This is a genomic window from Psychrobacter sp. Ps2 (assembly GCF_022129405.1).
Classification (GTDB): Bacteria; Pseudomonadota; Gammaproteobacteria; order Pseudomonadales; family Moraxellaceae; genus Psychrobacter.
This window is the reverse complement of sequence record NZ_JADQAM010000053.1, coordinates 91,476-106,955: the sequence shown is the minus strand read 5'-3', so window position 1 is coordinate 106,955 and position 15,480 is coordinate 91,476. Positions and strand designations below refer to the sequence as shown.

The 15,480-nt window shown below is 44.1% G+C and carries 12 protein-coding genes and 2 riboswitches; of the genes, 6 read left to right on the top strand and 6 right to left on the bottom strand.

From position 1 onward, the window contains the following. The first annotated feature begins 77 nt into the window (after nt 1–77). Nucleotides 78–557: a hypothetical protein gene (locus I3254_RS07895; protein ID WP_238052396.1), complete on the top strand. Its 480-nt coding sequence runs from the start codon at nt 78–80 to the stop codon at nt 555–557. 113 nt (nt 558–670) lie between these two features. Here I3254_RS07895 and gcvP read toward each other — a convergent pair whose 3' ends face one another. The 4 genes from gcvP to gcvT form a co-directional block, all read right to left on the bottom strand. After that, a complete protein-coding gene (gene gcvP / locus I3254_RS07890) occupies nt 671–3,568 on the bottom strand; it encodes an aminomethyl-transferring glycine dehydrogenase (protein ID WP_238052394.1) in 2,898 nt (965 codons plus the stop codon). A 64-nt stretch (nt 3,569–3,632) separates the two neighbouring features. Beyond that, nucleotides 3,633–4,391 carry a nitroreductase family protein gene (locus tag I3254_RS07885; RefSeq protein ID WP_102092319.1) on the bottom strand — a complete coding sequence of 253 codons (759 nt, stop codon included), beginning with the start codon at nt 4,389–4,391 and terminating at the stop codon, nt 3,633–3,635. A gap of 349 nt (nt 4,392–4,740) precedes the next feature. Beyond that, complete coding sequence (gene gcvH / locus I3254_RS07880) at nt 4,741–5,121, bottom strand: glycine cleavage system protein GcvH (protein WP_057760766.1); 381 nt, start codon at nt 5,119–5,121, stop codon at nt 4,741–4,743. 117 nt (nt 5,122–5,238) lie between these two features. Further along, nucleotides 5,239–6,411: a glycine cleavage system aminomethyltransferase GcvT gene (gcvT, locus tag I3254_RS07875; protein WP_238052392.1), complete on the bottom strand. Its 1,173-nt coding sequence runs from the start codon at nt 6,409–6,411 to the stop codon at nt 5,239–5,241. 168 nt (nt 6,412–6,579) lie between these two features. Further along, a riboswitch (glycine riboswitch) is annotated at nt 6,580–6,738 on the bottom strand. A gap of 69 nt (nt 6,739–6,807) precedes the next feature. After that, nucleotides 6,808–6,947: riboswitch (glycine riboswitch) on the bottom strand. Between the two features lie 249 nt (nt 6,948–7,196). Here gcvT and I3254_RS07870 point away from each other — a divergent pair. The 5 genes from I3254_RS07870 to I3254_RS07850 all read left to right on the top strand — a co-directional run bounded on the left by I3254_RS07870 (nt 7,197) and on the right by I3254_RS07850 (nt 12,438). Then, the gene (locus I3254_RS07870) at nt 7,197–7,517 is read left to right on the top strand and encodes a YcgL domain-containing protein (RefSeq protein ID WP_057760762.1); all 321 of its coding nucleotides are present in this window, start codon (nt 7,197–7,199) and stop codon (nt 7,515–7,517) included. A 261-nt stretch (nt 7,518–7,778) separates the two neighbouring features. After that, nucleotides 7,779–8,375, top strand: coding sequence for a hypothetical protein (locus I3254_RS07865; protein ID WP_238052390.1), 597 nt, complete (start codon nt 7,779–7,781; stop codon nt 8,373–8,375). Nucleotides 8,376–8,674: 299 nt separating this feature from the next. Then, nucleotides 8,675–9,538, top strand: coding sequence for a MoxR family ATPase (locus I3254_RS07860; protein WP_238052388.1), 864 nt, complete (start codon nt 8,675–8,677; stop codon nt 9,536–9,538). A gap of 147 nt (nt 9,539–9,685) precedes the next feature. After that, a complete protein-coding gene (locus I3254_RS07855) occupies nt 9,686–10,909 on the top strand; it encodes a VWA domain-containing protein (RefSeq protein ID WP_238052386.1) in 1,224 nt (407 codons plus the stop codon). Between the two features lie 311 nt (nt 10,910–11,220). After that, complete coding sequence (locus I3254_RS07850) at nt 11,221–12,438, top strand: globin domain-containing protein (RefSeq protein WP_238052385.1); 1,218 nt, start codon at nt 11,221–11,223, stop codon at nt 12,436–12,438. Nucleotides 12,439–12,578: 140 nt separating this feature from the next. Here I3254_RS07850 and I3254_RS07845 read toward each other — a convergent pair whose 3' ends face one another. Both I3254_RS07845 and I3254_RS07840 read right to left on the bottom strand, forming a co-directional pair. Continuing rightward, entirely contained in the window at nt 12,579–13,391 is an 813-nt protein-coding gene (locus I3254_RS07845; RefSeq protein WP_238052384.1) for a phosphodiester glycosidase family protein, read from the bottom strand. Between the two features lie 105 nt (nt 13,392–13,496). Further along, nucleotides 13,497–15,311: an FMN-binding glutamate synthase family protein gene (locus I3254_RS07840; RefSeq protein WP_238052381.1), complete on the bottom strand. Its 1,815-nt coding sequence runs from the start codon at nt 15,309–15,311 to the stop codon at nt 13,497–13,499. Nucleotides 15,312–15,480 lie beyond the last annotated feature (169 nt).

The window sequence follows — 15,480 nt, the reverse complement described above, 5'->3', positions numbered from 1 at the left end:
TACAACTTTTATCAACGCTTGTTTATTATAACAAGCGAATAAGTAGTCTGCTTATATTAGCGCTTTAGGGGTAAGGGTTGTCAAATTATCTAAGTTTATTAATTTCAATGTTAGCTATTTTTTCGCTGTCAGGTTGTACCACTTATAGAGCGGAGAAACTACCAATTGTTCAGATAGAGATGGCAGAAATGATAGTAGTAAACGAACCTATGCCAGCTAAGACACCTCTGCAAATTGCTACTTGGTCACCAACTAAATATAATGGTCGATTTACAGCGATGACAGCGGGATATTTGACAGTTATCAATAACTGCCTTGCTTTGACTAGGGATAGTGACGAGGTGCCGACAAAAGATAATAGTCTTCTGCTAGTATTAGCGGATATGTCTTTTTCATGGGATGACGCTCAGGAAGTATTACTATTTGAAGGAAAGCCTTATAAGATTGGCGATGAGCTTTATCTTGGCGGCGGAGCATTTTTCTACTCTAACCCAAATATCAAAGTAAAAATAAACTGGATAGAATGCGGGCTGAATAAAGGTTGGTTGGGCGGTTAAGTCTCATTAATAGTGTAAAAATTTAACAATGCATGCATAAAACAAAACCGCCAAATCAGTCGCTGATTTGGCGGTTTTTTATAAAATAAACGAGCAATTATCGAAAACGATAATTACATATAGTTTTCGATACTTGGGCAAGAGCACATAAGGTTCTTGTCACCGTACGCATCATCGACGCGTGCCACACTTGGCCAGAACTTGTTTGCACGGATGTACGGCAGTGGGAATGCAGCAGTCTCACGGCTATATGGATGCGTCCACGCTTCACCAGTAATCATAGCTGCGGTATGCGGTGCATTGACCAATGGATTGTCTTCTAGCGTCCAGTTGTCTTCGCCCGCTTTGGCTTTCATCGCTTCAGCTTTGATAGATTTCAGCGCGCTGATAAAACGATCTAACTCTTCTTTTGACTCAGACTCTGTGGGCTCAATCATCAGCGTGCCAGCGACTGGGAAGCTCATCGTTGGTGAATGGAAACCATAATCCATCAAGCGCTTAGCGATATCGCTTTCTGTGATGCCAGTCTCTTCTTTTAGCGGACGAATATCGATGATACATTCGTGAGCTACGCGGCCGTTTTTGCCTGCATACAAGACAGGGTAGTGACCTTTTAGCTCAGCTGCTACGTAGTTGGCGTTCAGTAATGCCAGCTCCGTTGCTTTTAGTAAGCCATCACGGCCCATCATAGCAATATACATCCACGAAATCGGCAAGATGCTCGCTGAACCGTAAGGTGCTGCTGATACTGCTGAGCAGTCCTTTTGTGCATTGTGTACAGGGCTCAAGGTATGGTTGGCCATAAACGTTGCCAAATGCGCCTTCATACCGATAGGACCCATGCCTGGACCACCGCCGCCATGCGGGATGCAGAAGGTTTTGTGCAGGTTCATGTGCAATACATCAGCACCAACGTCTGCAGGCTGCATCATGCCTACCTGAGCATTCATGTTCGCGCCGTCCATATAGACCTGACCGCCATGTTTGTGAGTCAAATCACAGATATGACGGATGCCTTCTTCGAATACACCGTGCGTCGATGGATAAGTGATCATTAGCGCACCTAGGCGATCGCTGTATTCTTCACATTTAGCGGTTAAATCATCGATATCGACGTTGCCGTTTTCATCAGTTTTGACCACGACGACTTTCATACCCATCATCATGGCGGTAGCAGGGTTGGTACCGTGCGCTGACTGAGGAATCAAGCACACATCACGATTGGTCTCGCCCAATGACTCATGATAACGGCGAATCGCTAACAGACCAGCATATTCACCAGAAGCACCAGAGTTTGGCTGCATAGATACATCATCAAAACCAGTAATGGCTTTTAGTTGGTCTTGCAAGCTATCGATCATCGCGATATAGCCGGTGACTTGGTCGCGCGGTGCAAAGGGATGCACATTGGCAAACTCAGGCCAAGTAATCGGTAACATCTCACTGGTGGCGTTTAGCTTCATGGTACAGCTACCCAGTGAAATCATGCTGCGGTTCATCGCCAAATCTTTGTCTTCAAGCGACTTTAGGTAGCGTAGCATTTCATGCTCGGTGTGATGCGAGTTAAATACTGGATGAGTCAAGATATCATCCGTACGCAGGTGTGCGCTATCTAGAGAGACGCGCGCTGTTTCAGGTAGATCGTGTGACTTGTTGACGAATAGCTGAGTCAAGGTGTTGAAGTCTTGTTGATCGCTGGTTTCACTAAAGGCAACGCTCAATTTGGTGTCGCTTAGACGCCATAAGTTATAGCCAACGTTGTCTGCATTTTTGAAAATTTGAGTAGCAAGCTTCTCTGAACCACAATCAACTACAACTGTATCGAAGAATTGATCATGTACCACGCTCAAGCTGCTGTCGTTAGACTCTGTGATAGCATCAGCAAACGCAGTGGCAAAAGCATGAATACGAGTGGCAATACGTTTTACACCGCCTGGACCATGATATACCGCGTACATACCAGCGAGGTTGGCTAGTAATACTTGTGAGGTACAGATGTTTGAGTTGGCTTTTTCGCGGCGGATATGCTGCTCACGCGTTTGTAGAGCCATACGTAATGCAGTATTGCCTTGAGCGTCTTTTGATACGCCAATGATACGACCAGGTGCTGAACGCTTGGCTTTATCAGAGAACGCAAAATAAGCGGCATGTGGACCACCAAAGCCCATTGGAATACCGAAACGCTGAGTACTACCTAGCGCTACGTCAGCACCCATATCGGCTGGTGATTTCAATAACACCAAGCTCATGATGTCACTGACAACACTGACGTAAGTTTTGTTTTCTTTTACTGCACTGATGACGTCTGTTAAGTCTTTAACGTCACCTTCAGCACCGACATACTGGAATAGCGCACCAAAATAATCGCCTGATTTAGCCGTTTCAAAATCACCAACGACCACCTCCCAACCAAAGTATTTAGCACGAGTATTGATAACATCTAGCGTTTGCGGATAGACACGCTCGTCGACGAAATACTGCGTTGATTTGCTTTTGCTCACACGCTTTGACATCGCCATCGCTTCTGCCGCTGCTGTTGCTTCATCAAGCAATGACGCACCAGCCAGCTCAAGACCTGTTAGATCAATACATACTTGTTGGAAGTTCAGCAATGCTTCTAGACGACCTTGAGCGATTTCAGCTTGATAAGGGGTATAGGCGGTGTACCAGCCTGGATTTTCAAGGACGTTGCGCTGAATGACGGCAGGCATACGAACCGGAGAGTAGCCTTGACCGATATAGCTTTTGTTAACAGTGATGTCATCTGCCATCGTGCGTAGTTTGGCAAGTGCCGCATGCTCACTCATCGCCACTGGCAAATCCAGCTCTTTGTGCAGACGTACTGGCTCAGGCACAGTGTCATTGATAAAGCTTTGCATATCTTTATAACCAACAGCGCTGAGTAGGTCAGCTTGCTTGGTTTCGTTCGAACCTAAGTGGCGATAGACAAATTCAGCTTCGTTGAACAATCCTTGAAAGGTATCAAACGATGGGTTTTGAGAGATAGTCATGACAATCCTTGGTTAAGGGAGTAATAAACAAAATAGCAATTAAGGGAATAATGTGAGCGGTACGTTATACGTAATGCACAAACTGTTTTTGATCAAAGCGGAACTGGGTGTTGTAAACGCCACTGTCAGCGCGCTCGCCTGCGCCAAGCATCATAACGATATGATGGTCGTCGCTAAGATTGAGCAACGCTTTCATGGCAGGCTCATCAAAGCCGCCCATAGGACAGCTATCAAAACCATGAGCGCGTAATGCTAGCATCAGGTTTTCGGCGGCAAGCGCGGTGTTATTGGTTGCCCAGTTTTTGGTGTCTTCAAAGGTATAATAAGGCGATTTGATTGGGCCTTTTACGCGTCTGACCACTTGCGTTGCGCCCCATTTTGCAGCCGAAACCACGTTGGCTGGGCCGCGCAAAAAGTCCATTGTGACGACTTTGTTGTAGTAGTCTTTCACTTTCTTTGGCACTGGCTGATCAGGATATTCGCGCAATACTTGCTTAGCGTGATCGTGCCAAACATCAGTACGAGCAACGATGGCAATCAAACGGGCTGATGTTTTTGCGGCGTTTTGATTCATACAGTTTTTGACGGCGCGTTTGCGATTGTCAGCATCATCGATAACATAAAATTCCCACGGCTGTAGGTTGCTAGAGTTTGGTGCTAGCATGGCCAAACGCAGACAGTCTGCCAGTACGTCGTCAGGGATAGGTGTGTCAGTAAAACGGCGCACGGAACGGCGTGACTCTACGATATCGCGAAACGCTTGTAGCTGCGGCGTATGGTTTGGTGTGGCAATGGGGTCTTTATTATCGGTGTTGGCATTCATATTAGGATCCATGCTGAGAATTGGGTTATCAGTTTGCGTCGTTATTGATAGCACGTATTCATTGGGATTCGAATAGGTGATCAATACGAGTCAATGAGATAACGCTTGGTAGCAATAACATCGGACGATAATGATTGTTGGAGATCTATATATAAAGCTGCTTTCAAATAACAAGCATGGTCACTAAGACAATACTTTTAATGAGAAAGGTTTTTAAATCGTTTAAATAGGGAGTATAGATACCAGCTGTTGCCAGTATCTATGTTTAGTCGGGGCTAGTGCTTTGTACGAGCTAATATCTTACAAATGTTAATGTCTTGCGAGAGCATGATTAGCTTACGTGCTTAGCTTATAAGTCGCTTTCGTACTCGTCAGCAGTCATTAGTGCTTCGTAATCAGCGATGTTGTCAGGCTTCATTCTGAAGAACCAACCTTCACCGTATGGGTCAGAGTTAATGATTTCAGGATCATCTTCTAGTGCTTCGTTAATAGCGATGACTTCACCTGAAATAGGGGCATAAACGTCAGAAGCCGCTTTTACTGATTCAACAACTGAGATTTCGTCATCGACAGCGATGATATCGCCCACATCTGGTAGCTCAACGAATACCACATCACCCAATAGATCTTGAGCATGGTCAGTGATACCAACAGTGATCGTACCGTCGTCTTCTAGGCGTAGCCACTCGTGACTCGCAATATATTTTAGCTCTGCTGGGATGTTGCTCATGGTCTCTCTCCTAAGTGATAGAGGTTAATTAACAAAAATAATGGAGGCTAGGCGTGTTGCCATTTTTATAATTGCGTGCAAAATGACAACGCGCTCTAATGATAGAATTTATAAGACCTAAGAGTCAAACTGTTGCTTGCCGTTACGGACAAAAGGTAGCTTCAATACGCGTACATCGACGAACTTACCTTTACCGCGTAGATCGACTTGTACGCTGTCATCTTCTGATAAGCTGGCAGGCACACGGGCAATCGCGATTGAATTTTTTAGGCTAGGGGAGAATGTGCCGCTGGTGATAATGCCAGTTTGCTCGTTATCAGTGCCTTGATTGATAGTCACTGTCATGCCTTCACGCAATACGCCACGCGTGGTCAATAGCAGACCCACTTGCTTCATAGCAGTGTTGTCTTCTTTTGACTGCTTACGTTTGCTGACCAATGCTTCACGGCCGACAAAGGCACGATCGTCTTTTAGTGCAAGCGTCCAGCCCATGTTGCACTCATAAGGGCTAACATTCTCATCCATGTCATGACCGTAAAGATTCATGCCCGCTTCCATACGCAAGGTATCACGTGCGCCAAGACCAGCAGGTTTGATACCATTTCCTTTTAGTTGTTCAAAGAAAACAGGGGCATCATCGGCATGCATAATGACTTCGACGCCATCTTCACCAGTATAGCCAGTACGAGCCACAAACCAATCAGTGCCTTCGATATCGGTCAAATCAGCACCAACGAAAGGTTTTAGTGATGCTAAGGTATCTGTCCAGCTTGGTTTGGCCTGAGCCAGTTTTGCAATAGCATTTGGACCTTGCACGGCAAGCATAGCAAGCTCAGGTCGCTCGGTAATCGTAATATCGAAACCTTCGGCGACTTTATTAAACTGTGCTAAATCCTTGTCACGAGTGGCTGCGTTAGAGACGATGCGGTACTCAGTTTCTTCTGCATTCATCAGGTAGACGATCAAATCATCGATGATGCCGCCTTGCTCATTGAGCATGCCAGAGTACAGCGCTTTACCAGCGGTAGTGAGTTTGTTGATATCGTTTGCGAGCAGTTTTTGTAGCCATGCTTTGGTATCAGCGCCTTTGATATCAGTCACAACCATATGTGAGACATCAAACATACCTGCATCTGTGCGTACCGCTTCGTGCTCTTCGATTTGTGAACCGTAATGAATGGGCAATTCCCAACCAGAAAAATCGACCAGTTTGCCCTCACTATCAATATGAGATTGGTAAAGAGGCGTGCGCTTAGGAGCTGAAGAGTTGGCGTTTTGAGTGTCGGTCATAACAAATCCTTATGTGTACATCAGTCGTACTCGATAGAGTAATGAGCGATGTGCAGTATCATAGTAGCGAGAAGCAACATTGCAGGGTGCAAGTATTGCAACCAAGGGTAGCACAGAAAAAAAAGATAAAGCAGTAAGCCAAACCAACACTGAACGTCGGTTTAAGCAAAAGCCCTATCTGTCCTGTAACCTGAGATTTTCAACACGAATTATCATTATTAATCTTTGAAAGATTACGCTATAAAAGCAAGGATTGATAATGTCGTATTTTCTCCCCTTCGGTGGGTAAGACGTCGTCCGTTCTTACCACTCTCCAGATTTGTTATGCCTTATGCTTGATAAAAAAGTAGTGCGCTATGAGCGTCATGCTACTAAACACTATCAAACAGCAGTGACATGCGTTTTTCAGTCCTTTTACCTGAGCGATTGGCAGGGTGGATGCGCCTTCGGTGGTTATCTAGCAATTGCGATAGTTGTATAACCAATAGGGTTTAATACAAAAATGATGCTGATAAACTCTCTCCTGAAAAACGCTTTTATTATGAAAGGTTCAAAGCGCTTTTACAAGTCATCAAAGCCATTAAAATAAATAAATTTGGCAAAAATAATGTTTTGATAGGGAAGTCTGTCAAATAGGTTATGTTTTACAATGATATTTTTATCGCTCATATCAGCGTTTTGTCTGTGTGTTTTGACAAAAATTACCATAGCAAAACGCAAAGCGACTACTGGTATTTGCCTGAAATATGCTAACCTACGCCCATAGTTTCTGATAGGTGGTTTTTATGCATTGCGATATTTATAAATTTCCCAAACACGACGACATGTATATCTACATTGCGCGTCCTGATTATCCTGATGATACTGATGAAATCAAAGACTGGCTTGGTGTATTACCAAAAGATTTCCGTGCAGGTTTAGGCCGTAGTAAGTTCGTCATGCATCTGGACTTATCAACTAAAGATAAGCTCGCTCGTGTCGACAAAGAAGAAGTACTGGCAAAACTACAGTCTCAAGGTTACTTTGTGCAGTTGCCGCCGCAAGATGTGATGCGCCGCCAAGCAGAACTGCGTGCTCGTGAATCGCAGGACAGCATCTATAATTAATGGATTTGTCAGCAAGTAAGTATGGTAGGAAATATCAGTACGCTACCTTGAAAACAGCGTTAATAAAAACCTACGACACATTTGCTCACATGCATTTGAGTAGAGAGTCGTGATAAACTGACACCCTACGCAATGCATATATAAGCCTACATAATGCACAAGTTCATTATGTATTTGGCCTCATTCTGGTTCTACAGAACGCACATATACCGCTAGACACAGATTGTGTCACCGGCGATAAACGCAGGTAAATAAACACGCATGGACTGGTTAAAAAATATCTTACATAGCTTACCGCTAGAGTCTATCAGTGACATTCTCGGTGAGATTGCTATTTGGTGGGGCCAAATGGTAAAGGATGTCCCGCCCGCTGATTTGCCTATGTATGCTTATCTGGGCGGTGCTGTTTTGGTACTAGTACTATGGATACTCGTTGCTCGTGTACTGCCAAAACCATTGGGCGGTATGAGCTGGATGGTTCTGTTTGCAGTATTACTAGCACCAGGTACAGCGCTTGGTGATCCGAGCGAGCTTGCACCAGCCAGTATTAGCGTCGTCTATGCTGTGATGATGAAAGATTACGCAGGCGCGGTTGCCAATATGCTGCCGATATTGGTGATACTGGTCGCAGGGTTGTTCGTTGGTTTTGTATGGCAGCTGATACGCAGCGCATTTGCATCAAGTTTGGACAAAGCCCGTAGTCGCAGCGCAGAAGATACACAGGCCACATTGCAAATGACCACAGGCAGCTATTTGCCAGAAGGCGCTACCGTAACCGACCAGCCTGACACCAATGTAAACTTAAAAAAAGACAGTACATTGGCTAAAAAAACGGATAGCGATACGTCTGATAAGTGATAAAAATAGGCTAGGCATTAAGATAGTACTATTGTTTTAGAATTTATTTGATACCCGAATAAAAAGACACCATTGCGTGTCTTTTTTTGTGCCAGATTGTTTACTAGGCATATAGATAATAGCTCACTATACATTGCACATAACAATTGTTAATAAATGCGAACGCATGAGTATTTTGGCAATGCATCAGGCTGTGCTAATCTAATTTATTCTTTACCAATTTATTCGTTATTAGTCATTTATGTTTTAGACCTATCCATTTATAACAATTTATCTATAACAACAATCGAGATCTGATTATGACCACAGCTGACAATACTAAGCAAAACTTTACTGGTACCAGTAGTTATATTGCTACCGATGATTTGCAACTGGCCGTAAATGCCGCTATGACCTTACAAAAGCCATTGCTGATCAAAGGCGAGCCTGGAACAGGTAAGACATTGCTTGCCGAAGAAGTTGCTGAGAGTTTGGGTATGCCGCTGATTACTTGGCACGTCAAATCGACGACTAAGGCTGAGCAAGGACTGTATGAGTATGATGCAGTATCACGCCTGCGCGATTCACAGTTGGGTGATGATAAGGTCTATGACATTGCCAACTATATCAAGCCGGGCAAGCTGTGGGATGCGTTTACCAGTACAGAGCGTAGCGTACTGCTGATTGATGAGATTGATAAAGCCGATATCGAGTTCCCAAATGATTTGCTACATGAGCTTGATAAGATGTCTTTTTATGTTTATGAGACGGGCGAAACTATTACTGCCGAGCAGCGTCCAGTGGTTATTATTACTTCAAACAATGAAAAAGAGCTGCCAGATGCATTTTTGCGTCGTTGTTTTTTTCATTATATTGACTTCCCAGAAGAAGAAACCATGCGCCAAATCATCGAAGTGCATTTTCCAGACATTCAGGAAAAACTGGTCAATGATGCATTGGATATTTTCTATAAGCTGCGTGGTATTCAAGGTCTTAAAAAGCCGCCATCAACGTCTGAGTTGGTCGACTGGTTAACCTTGTTACTTGCTGATGATATGGCTCAGGACGAGCTAGAAGAAAATCTGCGCGGTGAGAAATCTATCCCGCCACTATATGGTGCGTTGCTCAAAAACGAGGCAGATGTGAGTTTATTACAGCGTTTTGCCAATATGATGCGTCGCTAATGTTTGCCGCTTGCATTGGCTTTAACCTTTTATATCCAATATCGAATGTCTGATGTAAAAGTCAACGCAAGCGCTCAACCTGTACCAATTAATGATATCAGCAATATCACCAGATAATAATATCAGCCAATAAGTGATACGACTCTTATGTTTATCAAACTATTCTATACCTTGCGTACTTATGGCGTGCCAGTCAGTACGCGCGAGCTGCTCGATCTCAATGCCGCGTTAGATAAAGGGCTGATGATGCAGTCGCATCCTGAAGATCCAGCACTGACTACTTTTGCTAGCCGCGAAGATATGTATCGGCTGATTCGACTGTGCATGGTCAAAGACGAGCGCCATTTTGATAAGTTCGATCGGGCCATGGCGGATTATTTTGAAGGTGTCGATAGTCTCGATATAGATGAGCTATTAGCCAAGCTAACGGACGTGCCCAAAGAGTGGCTAGATTTAAAGCTCGATCCAAAGAATCTAACCGAAGAGCAAAGACGCCTACTGAAAAAGTACGGCTCGCTTGAGGAGCTGATGAAGGCGTTAGAGGAGCGGTTAAAAGAGCAAAAAGAGCGTCATCAAGGTGGCAGTAAATGGGTAGGCACAGGCGGAACTTCGCCATTTGGTGCCTATGGTGACCATCCAGAAGGCGTACGTGTCGGCGGTGAGTCTCGCAAACGCAGTGCAGCAAAAGTCTGGGAGCAGCGAAAATATCGCAATCTCGATGACGACAATCAGCTCGGTACTCGCCAAATTCAAATGGCGCTACGCAATCTGCGTCAGTTTGCACGGACCGGTAGTGCTGATGAGCTCGATATTCATGAGACTATTAAACGCACGGCAAAAAAGGGTGTGCTCGATATTCATATGCAAGCAGAGCGCCGTAACCGAGTCAAAGTGCTGATGCTGTTTGATGTGGGTGGCAGTATGGACATCCATGTCGAAGCGCTCGAGAAACTATTTTCTGCGGCAAAGAATGAATTTAAAACATTAGAGTTCTTTTATTTTCATAACTGTCTATATGACTATGTATGGAAAGATAATAATCGTCGCCATAGCGCACCGATGCCAACGTTTGAGCTACTCAATAAATATGGGCGCGAGTATCGCGTCATCTTCGTCGGTGATGCATCGATGTCACCTTATGAGTTGATGACAGTCGGTGGTAGCGTAGAGTATATGAATAATGAAGCGGGCATCGTTTGGTTAAAGCGTGTACTGGAGCATTTTGATAAAGTCACTTGGCTCAATCCTGAAAACCCGTCGTATTGGCAATATACGCAAACCATCGTTGAAATTAAAAAACTGTTTGAAAATAAGATGTATCCGATGACGCTACATGGTGTTGAAGAAATGACTCAATATATGGCACGGTAATTTTGATATTCAGCCCGATTGATGAATAAATAAAACCTGTTAGCACAGCTTGAATCCTTATAATAACAGCCGTTATGACAACATAGCGGCTGTTATTTTGTTGATGCAAATAAGATCGATATTGATTGTATATTGGTATGTCTAGTAAATTGTGTTAACATTCATTTAAAATGAATGTTATAAATATTCTGAATTGGGCGGTTAAAAATTTTGACGACCACTGTAAAAAGGTCTGCTCATTATTGCCAGTTTAGACGGATTATTTTTAACATTTCAATTTATCAATGCAGTTAATGACTAAGAGAAACAACATGGCCTCACCAAAAACGTTAGAAATCGTCACCGCAACTGTTCCTGTACTTGAAGAACATGGCGTTGCGATTACCACTGTGTTTTACAAAAATATGTTTAATGAGCACCCTGAGCTGTTAGATATTTTTAATGAGACCAATCAAAAATTGGGAAGACAGCAGACGGCACTAGCAATGACGGTATTGGCTGCTGCCAAGCACTTGGACAAGTTGGCTACGCTATTGCCACAAGTGACCCAGATTAGCCATAAGCATAGAGCGTTACAGATATTGCCTGAGCATTATCCGATCGTCGGCAAACATCTGATCGGGGCGATAAAAGAAGTACTAGGTGAGGCGGCTACCGATGACATTATTGATGCTTGGACGGAAGCTTATGATGAGATCGCTTCGGTATTTATTCAGATTGAACATGGCATGTATGAGCAGGCGATGTGGAAAGGTTTTGCGCCTTTTATAGTGACTGAAAAGGTAGCAGCTGCTACGGATATTGCAGCCTTTACCGTGGTACCAGTCGATAAGAGTGAGAACAGTAAAGGCAATAATTTAGCAAACGCTCAAGATATTGATTTAAGCAATTTGACTTTAAATGCTGGTCAATATATCACGGTGAAAACAGACCCAAAAGACAGCGACCATATAGCCTTGCGCCATTATTCTTTATACTCTGCTAGTATTGATGCAGGCATTCAGTTTGCTGTTCGACGTGATAACCGTAATGAGTATCATGGGTTGGTTTCTAACTATATGCATGACCAACTAGAAGTCGGTGATACGGTTCTATTATCGGCGCCAGCTGGTGACTTTGCGCTCAATCAAGATTTGGTACAGCAATATGATATTCCGTTAGTGTTGATGAGTGCAGGTGTTGGGGTTACGCCTGTACTGTCTATGCTAGAGGCGCAAGTATTAGCCAATCCTAAACGACCTATTATATGGGTTTATGCATGTCAAAATATCGCCCATCATGCTTTCTCTGATCAGGTAGAGGCATTACTTGCTAAGGCTGAGAGCGTAGAAAAACATATCTTTTACTTTGAGTCTGGGCAGATATTAGATGAGACATGGCTTGCTACCTTGCCTAAGCCTGCTGATATCTATGTGTGCGGCTCGATGCCATTTATGGAAAGTATGATTGATGGGTTGGTAGCATTAGATCATGGTGCCGATAGCGTTCACTACGAACCGTTTGGCCCTAAAATGAGCTTGGGTGGTTAGTTTTTAGCGATTGTTAGCCATTAATTATTACCAATAACAAAAAAAGCACTTGAATGACAACGTCATTTCAAGTGCTTTTTATTGAACGCAATATAAGAAGCAATAGGAGTTAGATATTAACATTGAAATATAGATGCGTATTACTCTTTATTTTCAACCAATCCAATCATCACGCCCATCTCTTTTTTATCCTGCTTATCGATACTAGGCGCATACAATGCTGAGGCAATACCACCGTCTAAAAACAGCGCGTTTGAACAACCTAACTCATTCTTAAATAGTTCTGCAAACTGATAAAAGGTCACAGGCTCATAGCTATTAACGAGCTGTATACTGCCATCACGGCAAACGCCTGCACCATTACGCAGTTTGATTGAGCTGCTATCAGGGTTGAACTTTGGGTGTATCTCGTCATTGATGACCAGCATAGGACCCGACTGCGTCGCATACCAAGGCTGCACATCACCATTGCTTATCTGCTCATTTAACGCATTACTTTCGGTGATTTGCACGTTGCCAGCTTGGTCCCACCACATAACCCCATTAGGTAATAGATGAAAATTACCGCCACCTTCTTTTGTATTTAGCGATTTGAGTTCTTTGCCTTCGATGACGGTATAGCCAATCGGCGCATAGTTTTCATTATACATGCCTGCATTCATCGCAAATTTGAGGGTCTCATGATTCGGTAATGTGGCCAATAACGCATCAAAGGTCAGCAGAGGCTCATTGTTATCAGAGGATTGCCAAAACAGTTGTAATGAATAACGCTCGCTCGCTAACGCGGTAGCATCGACACGGCAAACACTATAAGCAAAGGGCGTGTCTTTAGTCTGACATGACCAGCTATCGGTATCGCTACTAGTCGCATTGGTATTTGTCTGCTGGCAAGCGCTCAGGCCTAGCGCAAGCACTATCGTTGATAAGAATAAGTTAAAAATAGAACTTGGCATCAATCACGCGTCTTTTAATGTGTAAATTATTTGAGTTTGGTTACTATCTACCGCTTAATTACTCCTTCATCACTACTTTTTAAGAACAACGATTTAGGCACTGATTCAGTCATTAGTAGGCGGAAAGTCACGGATTGTATTGTTCACATTACCAATTAATCGTCCACCATCGGTGAGATTGGTCAAGTGCTCAGAATTATACCCAGCGCTGTGTTCTGTTGGCGCGCCAGTTTCCTTGCCCTTATCACGCGAGTCTTTGTTATAAGCAATGAGTGCGTCATTATTGGCTAAGAAGCTATCAGGGTTTGCCATGACCCACATCTGGTTAAATACATCGGCACGGGCACTATGATCGAGCAACGCGCCTTTATCAGCAAAGTAGAAGAATTTAGATAGCAGCTTAATTTGCCCATCATCTAGACGGCGTGCGATATGGTACGGCTGTAATTGGCTAGGATGCTGTAAACCGACCGCGCCTACGATACTGGCAAGCGATTTTAGCGTGTTTTTGTGGAAACTTGCAACACGCTCAGCCTTACTAGGGACGTCGAGCGCCTTTTGACGATATGGATCTTGGGTTGCCACACCCGTCGGGCAAGTGTTGGTATGACAAGAGCGCGACTGAATGCAGCCGACTGCAAACATAAAGCCACGTGCTGAGTTACACCAATCGGCACCTAGCGCAATCATGCGCGCAATATCAAAGCCTGATACGATCTTGCCACTGACGCCAAGCTTAATTTTGTCACGAATACCTGCACCGACTAAGGTATTATGTACGAGCAAAAACCCTTCAACCATTGGCATGCCGACATTGTCCATAAACTCGACAGGCGCTGCACCTGTGCCGCCTTCTGCACCATCAATAACGATAAAATCAGGATAGTTATCCGTCTCTATCATCGCTTTGACAATCGCCATAAACTGCCATGGCTGACCAATACATAGCTTGAAGCCAACTGGCTTGCCACCAGATAACTCACGCAGCTGCTGCCAAAAGGCGACTAACTCGCGCGGGGTGCTAAATGCGGTATGCGAAGAAGGCGAGATACAGTCTTGACCCGTAGGTACTTGACGTGTGTCTGCAATCTCTTGCGTAATTTTGCTAGAAGGAAGGACGCCACCTTTACCAGGCTTGGCACCTTGTGAAAGCTTGATTTCAATCATTTTAACTTGAGGATCGACGGCTTTTTCAGCAAAAGACTGTGGATCAAAGTTACCATCATTATCACGGCAACCAAAGTAGCCTGTACCCAATTCCCAAATCAAATCGCCACCGAACTTACGATGGTAAGGGCTGATAGCGCCTTCGCCCGTGTCATGAGTAAAGCCGCCGAGTTTTGCGCCTTGATTGAGTGCCATGATGGCGTTGGCTGACAGACTGCCAAAGCTCATCGCAGAGATATTGAATACCGACATATCGTGTGGCTGCTGACAACGCTCACCGCCTACCATAATACGAAAGTCTTTGTTCTCTAGTGGTGCACTGATGGTGGATTGCAAAAACCATTCTTTACCATGAGTATATAAATTATCTAGCGTACCAAAGGCATTAGTATCACTAACGTTCTTAGCACGTTGATAAACTAGCGCACGCTGCTGGCGTGAAAACGGCACTTGTTCTTTATCGTCCTCAAGTAGGTACTGGCGAATCTCAGGGCGGAAATCTTCTAACACATAGCGAATATGTCCAGCGACGGGGTAGTTGCTCAATATCGCGTGCTTGGACTGAATCAAATCATAAATACCAAGTGCCACAGCCAAACCACCGATCACAATCAGCCACCAACTTACCAATAATAGACCCGCTAATAGAATTAAAATCGCCGCGCCGAACGTGCTATAGCGAAGTAATAATCCGATAAAATACGGCGAGCTGGTTTTGGGTTCAGGGTTCAGATTGGTACGAGATTCAGGCATAACGAGGCTCAATAGTAATGATTGATATAGATAAGATGCTTACATTTGTCGCGTACATCATACACGCATGACGTCGTTACGTCGGTATCAATGGGTAACAGGGTTATCCAAATCATTTCTGTTGAGAGCGGCATTAGTTCGATTATGGAAATAAGTAATGACAGTATAT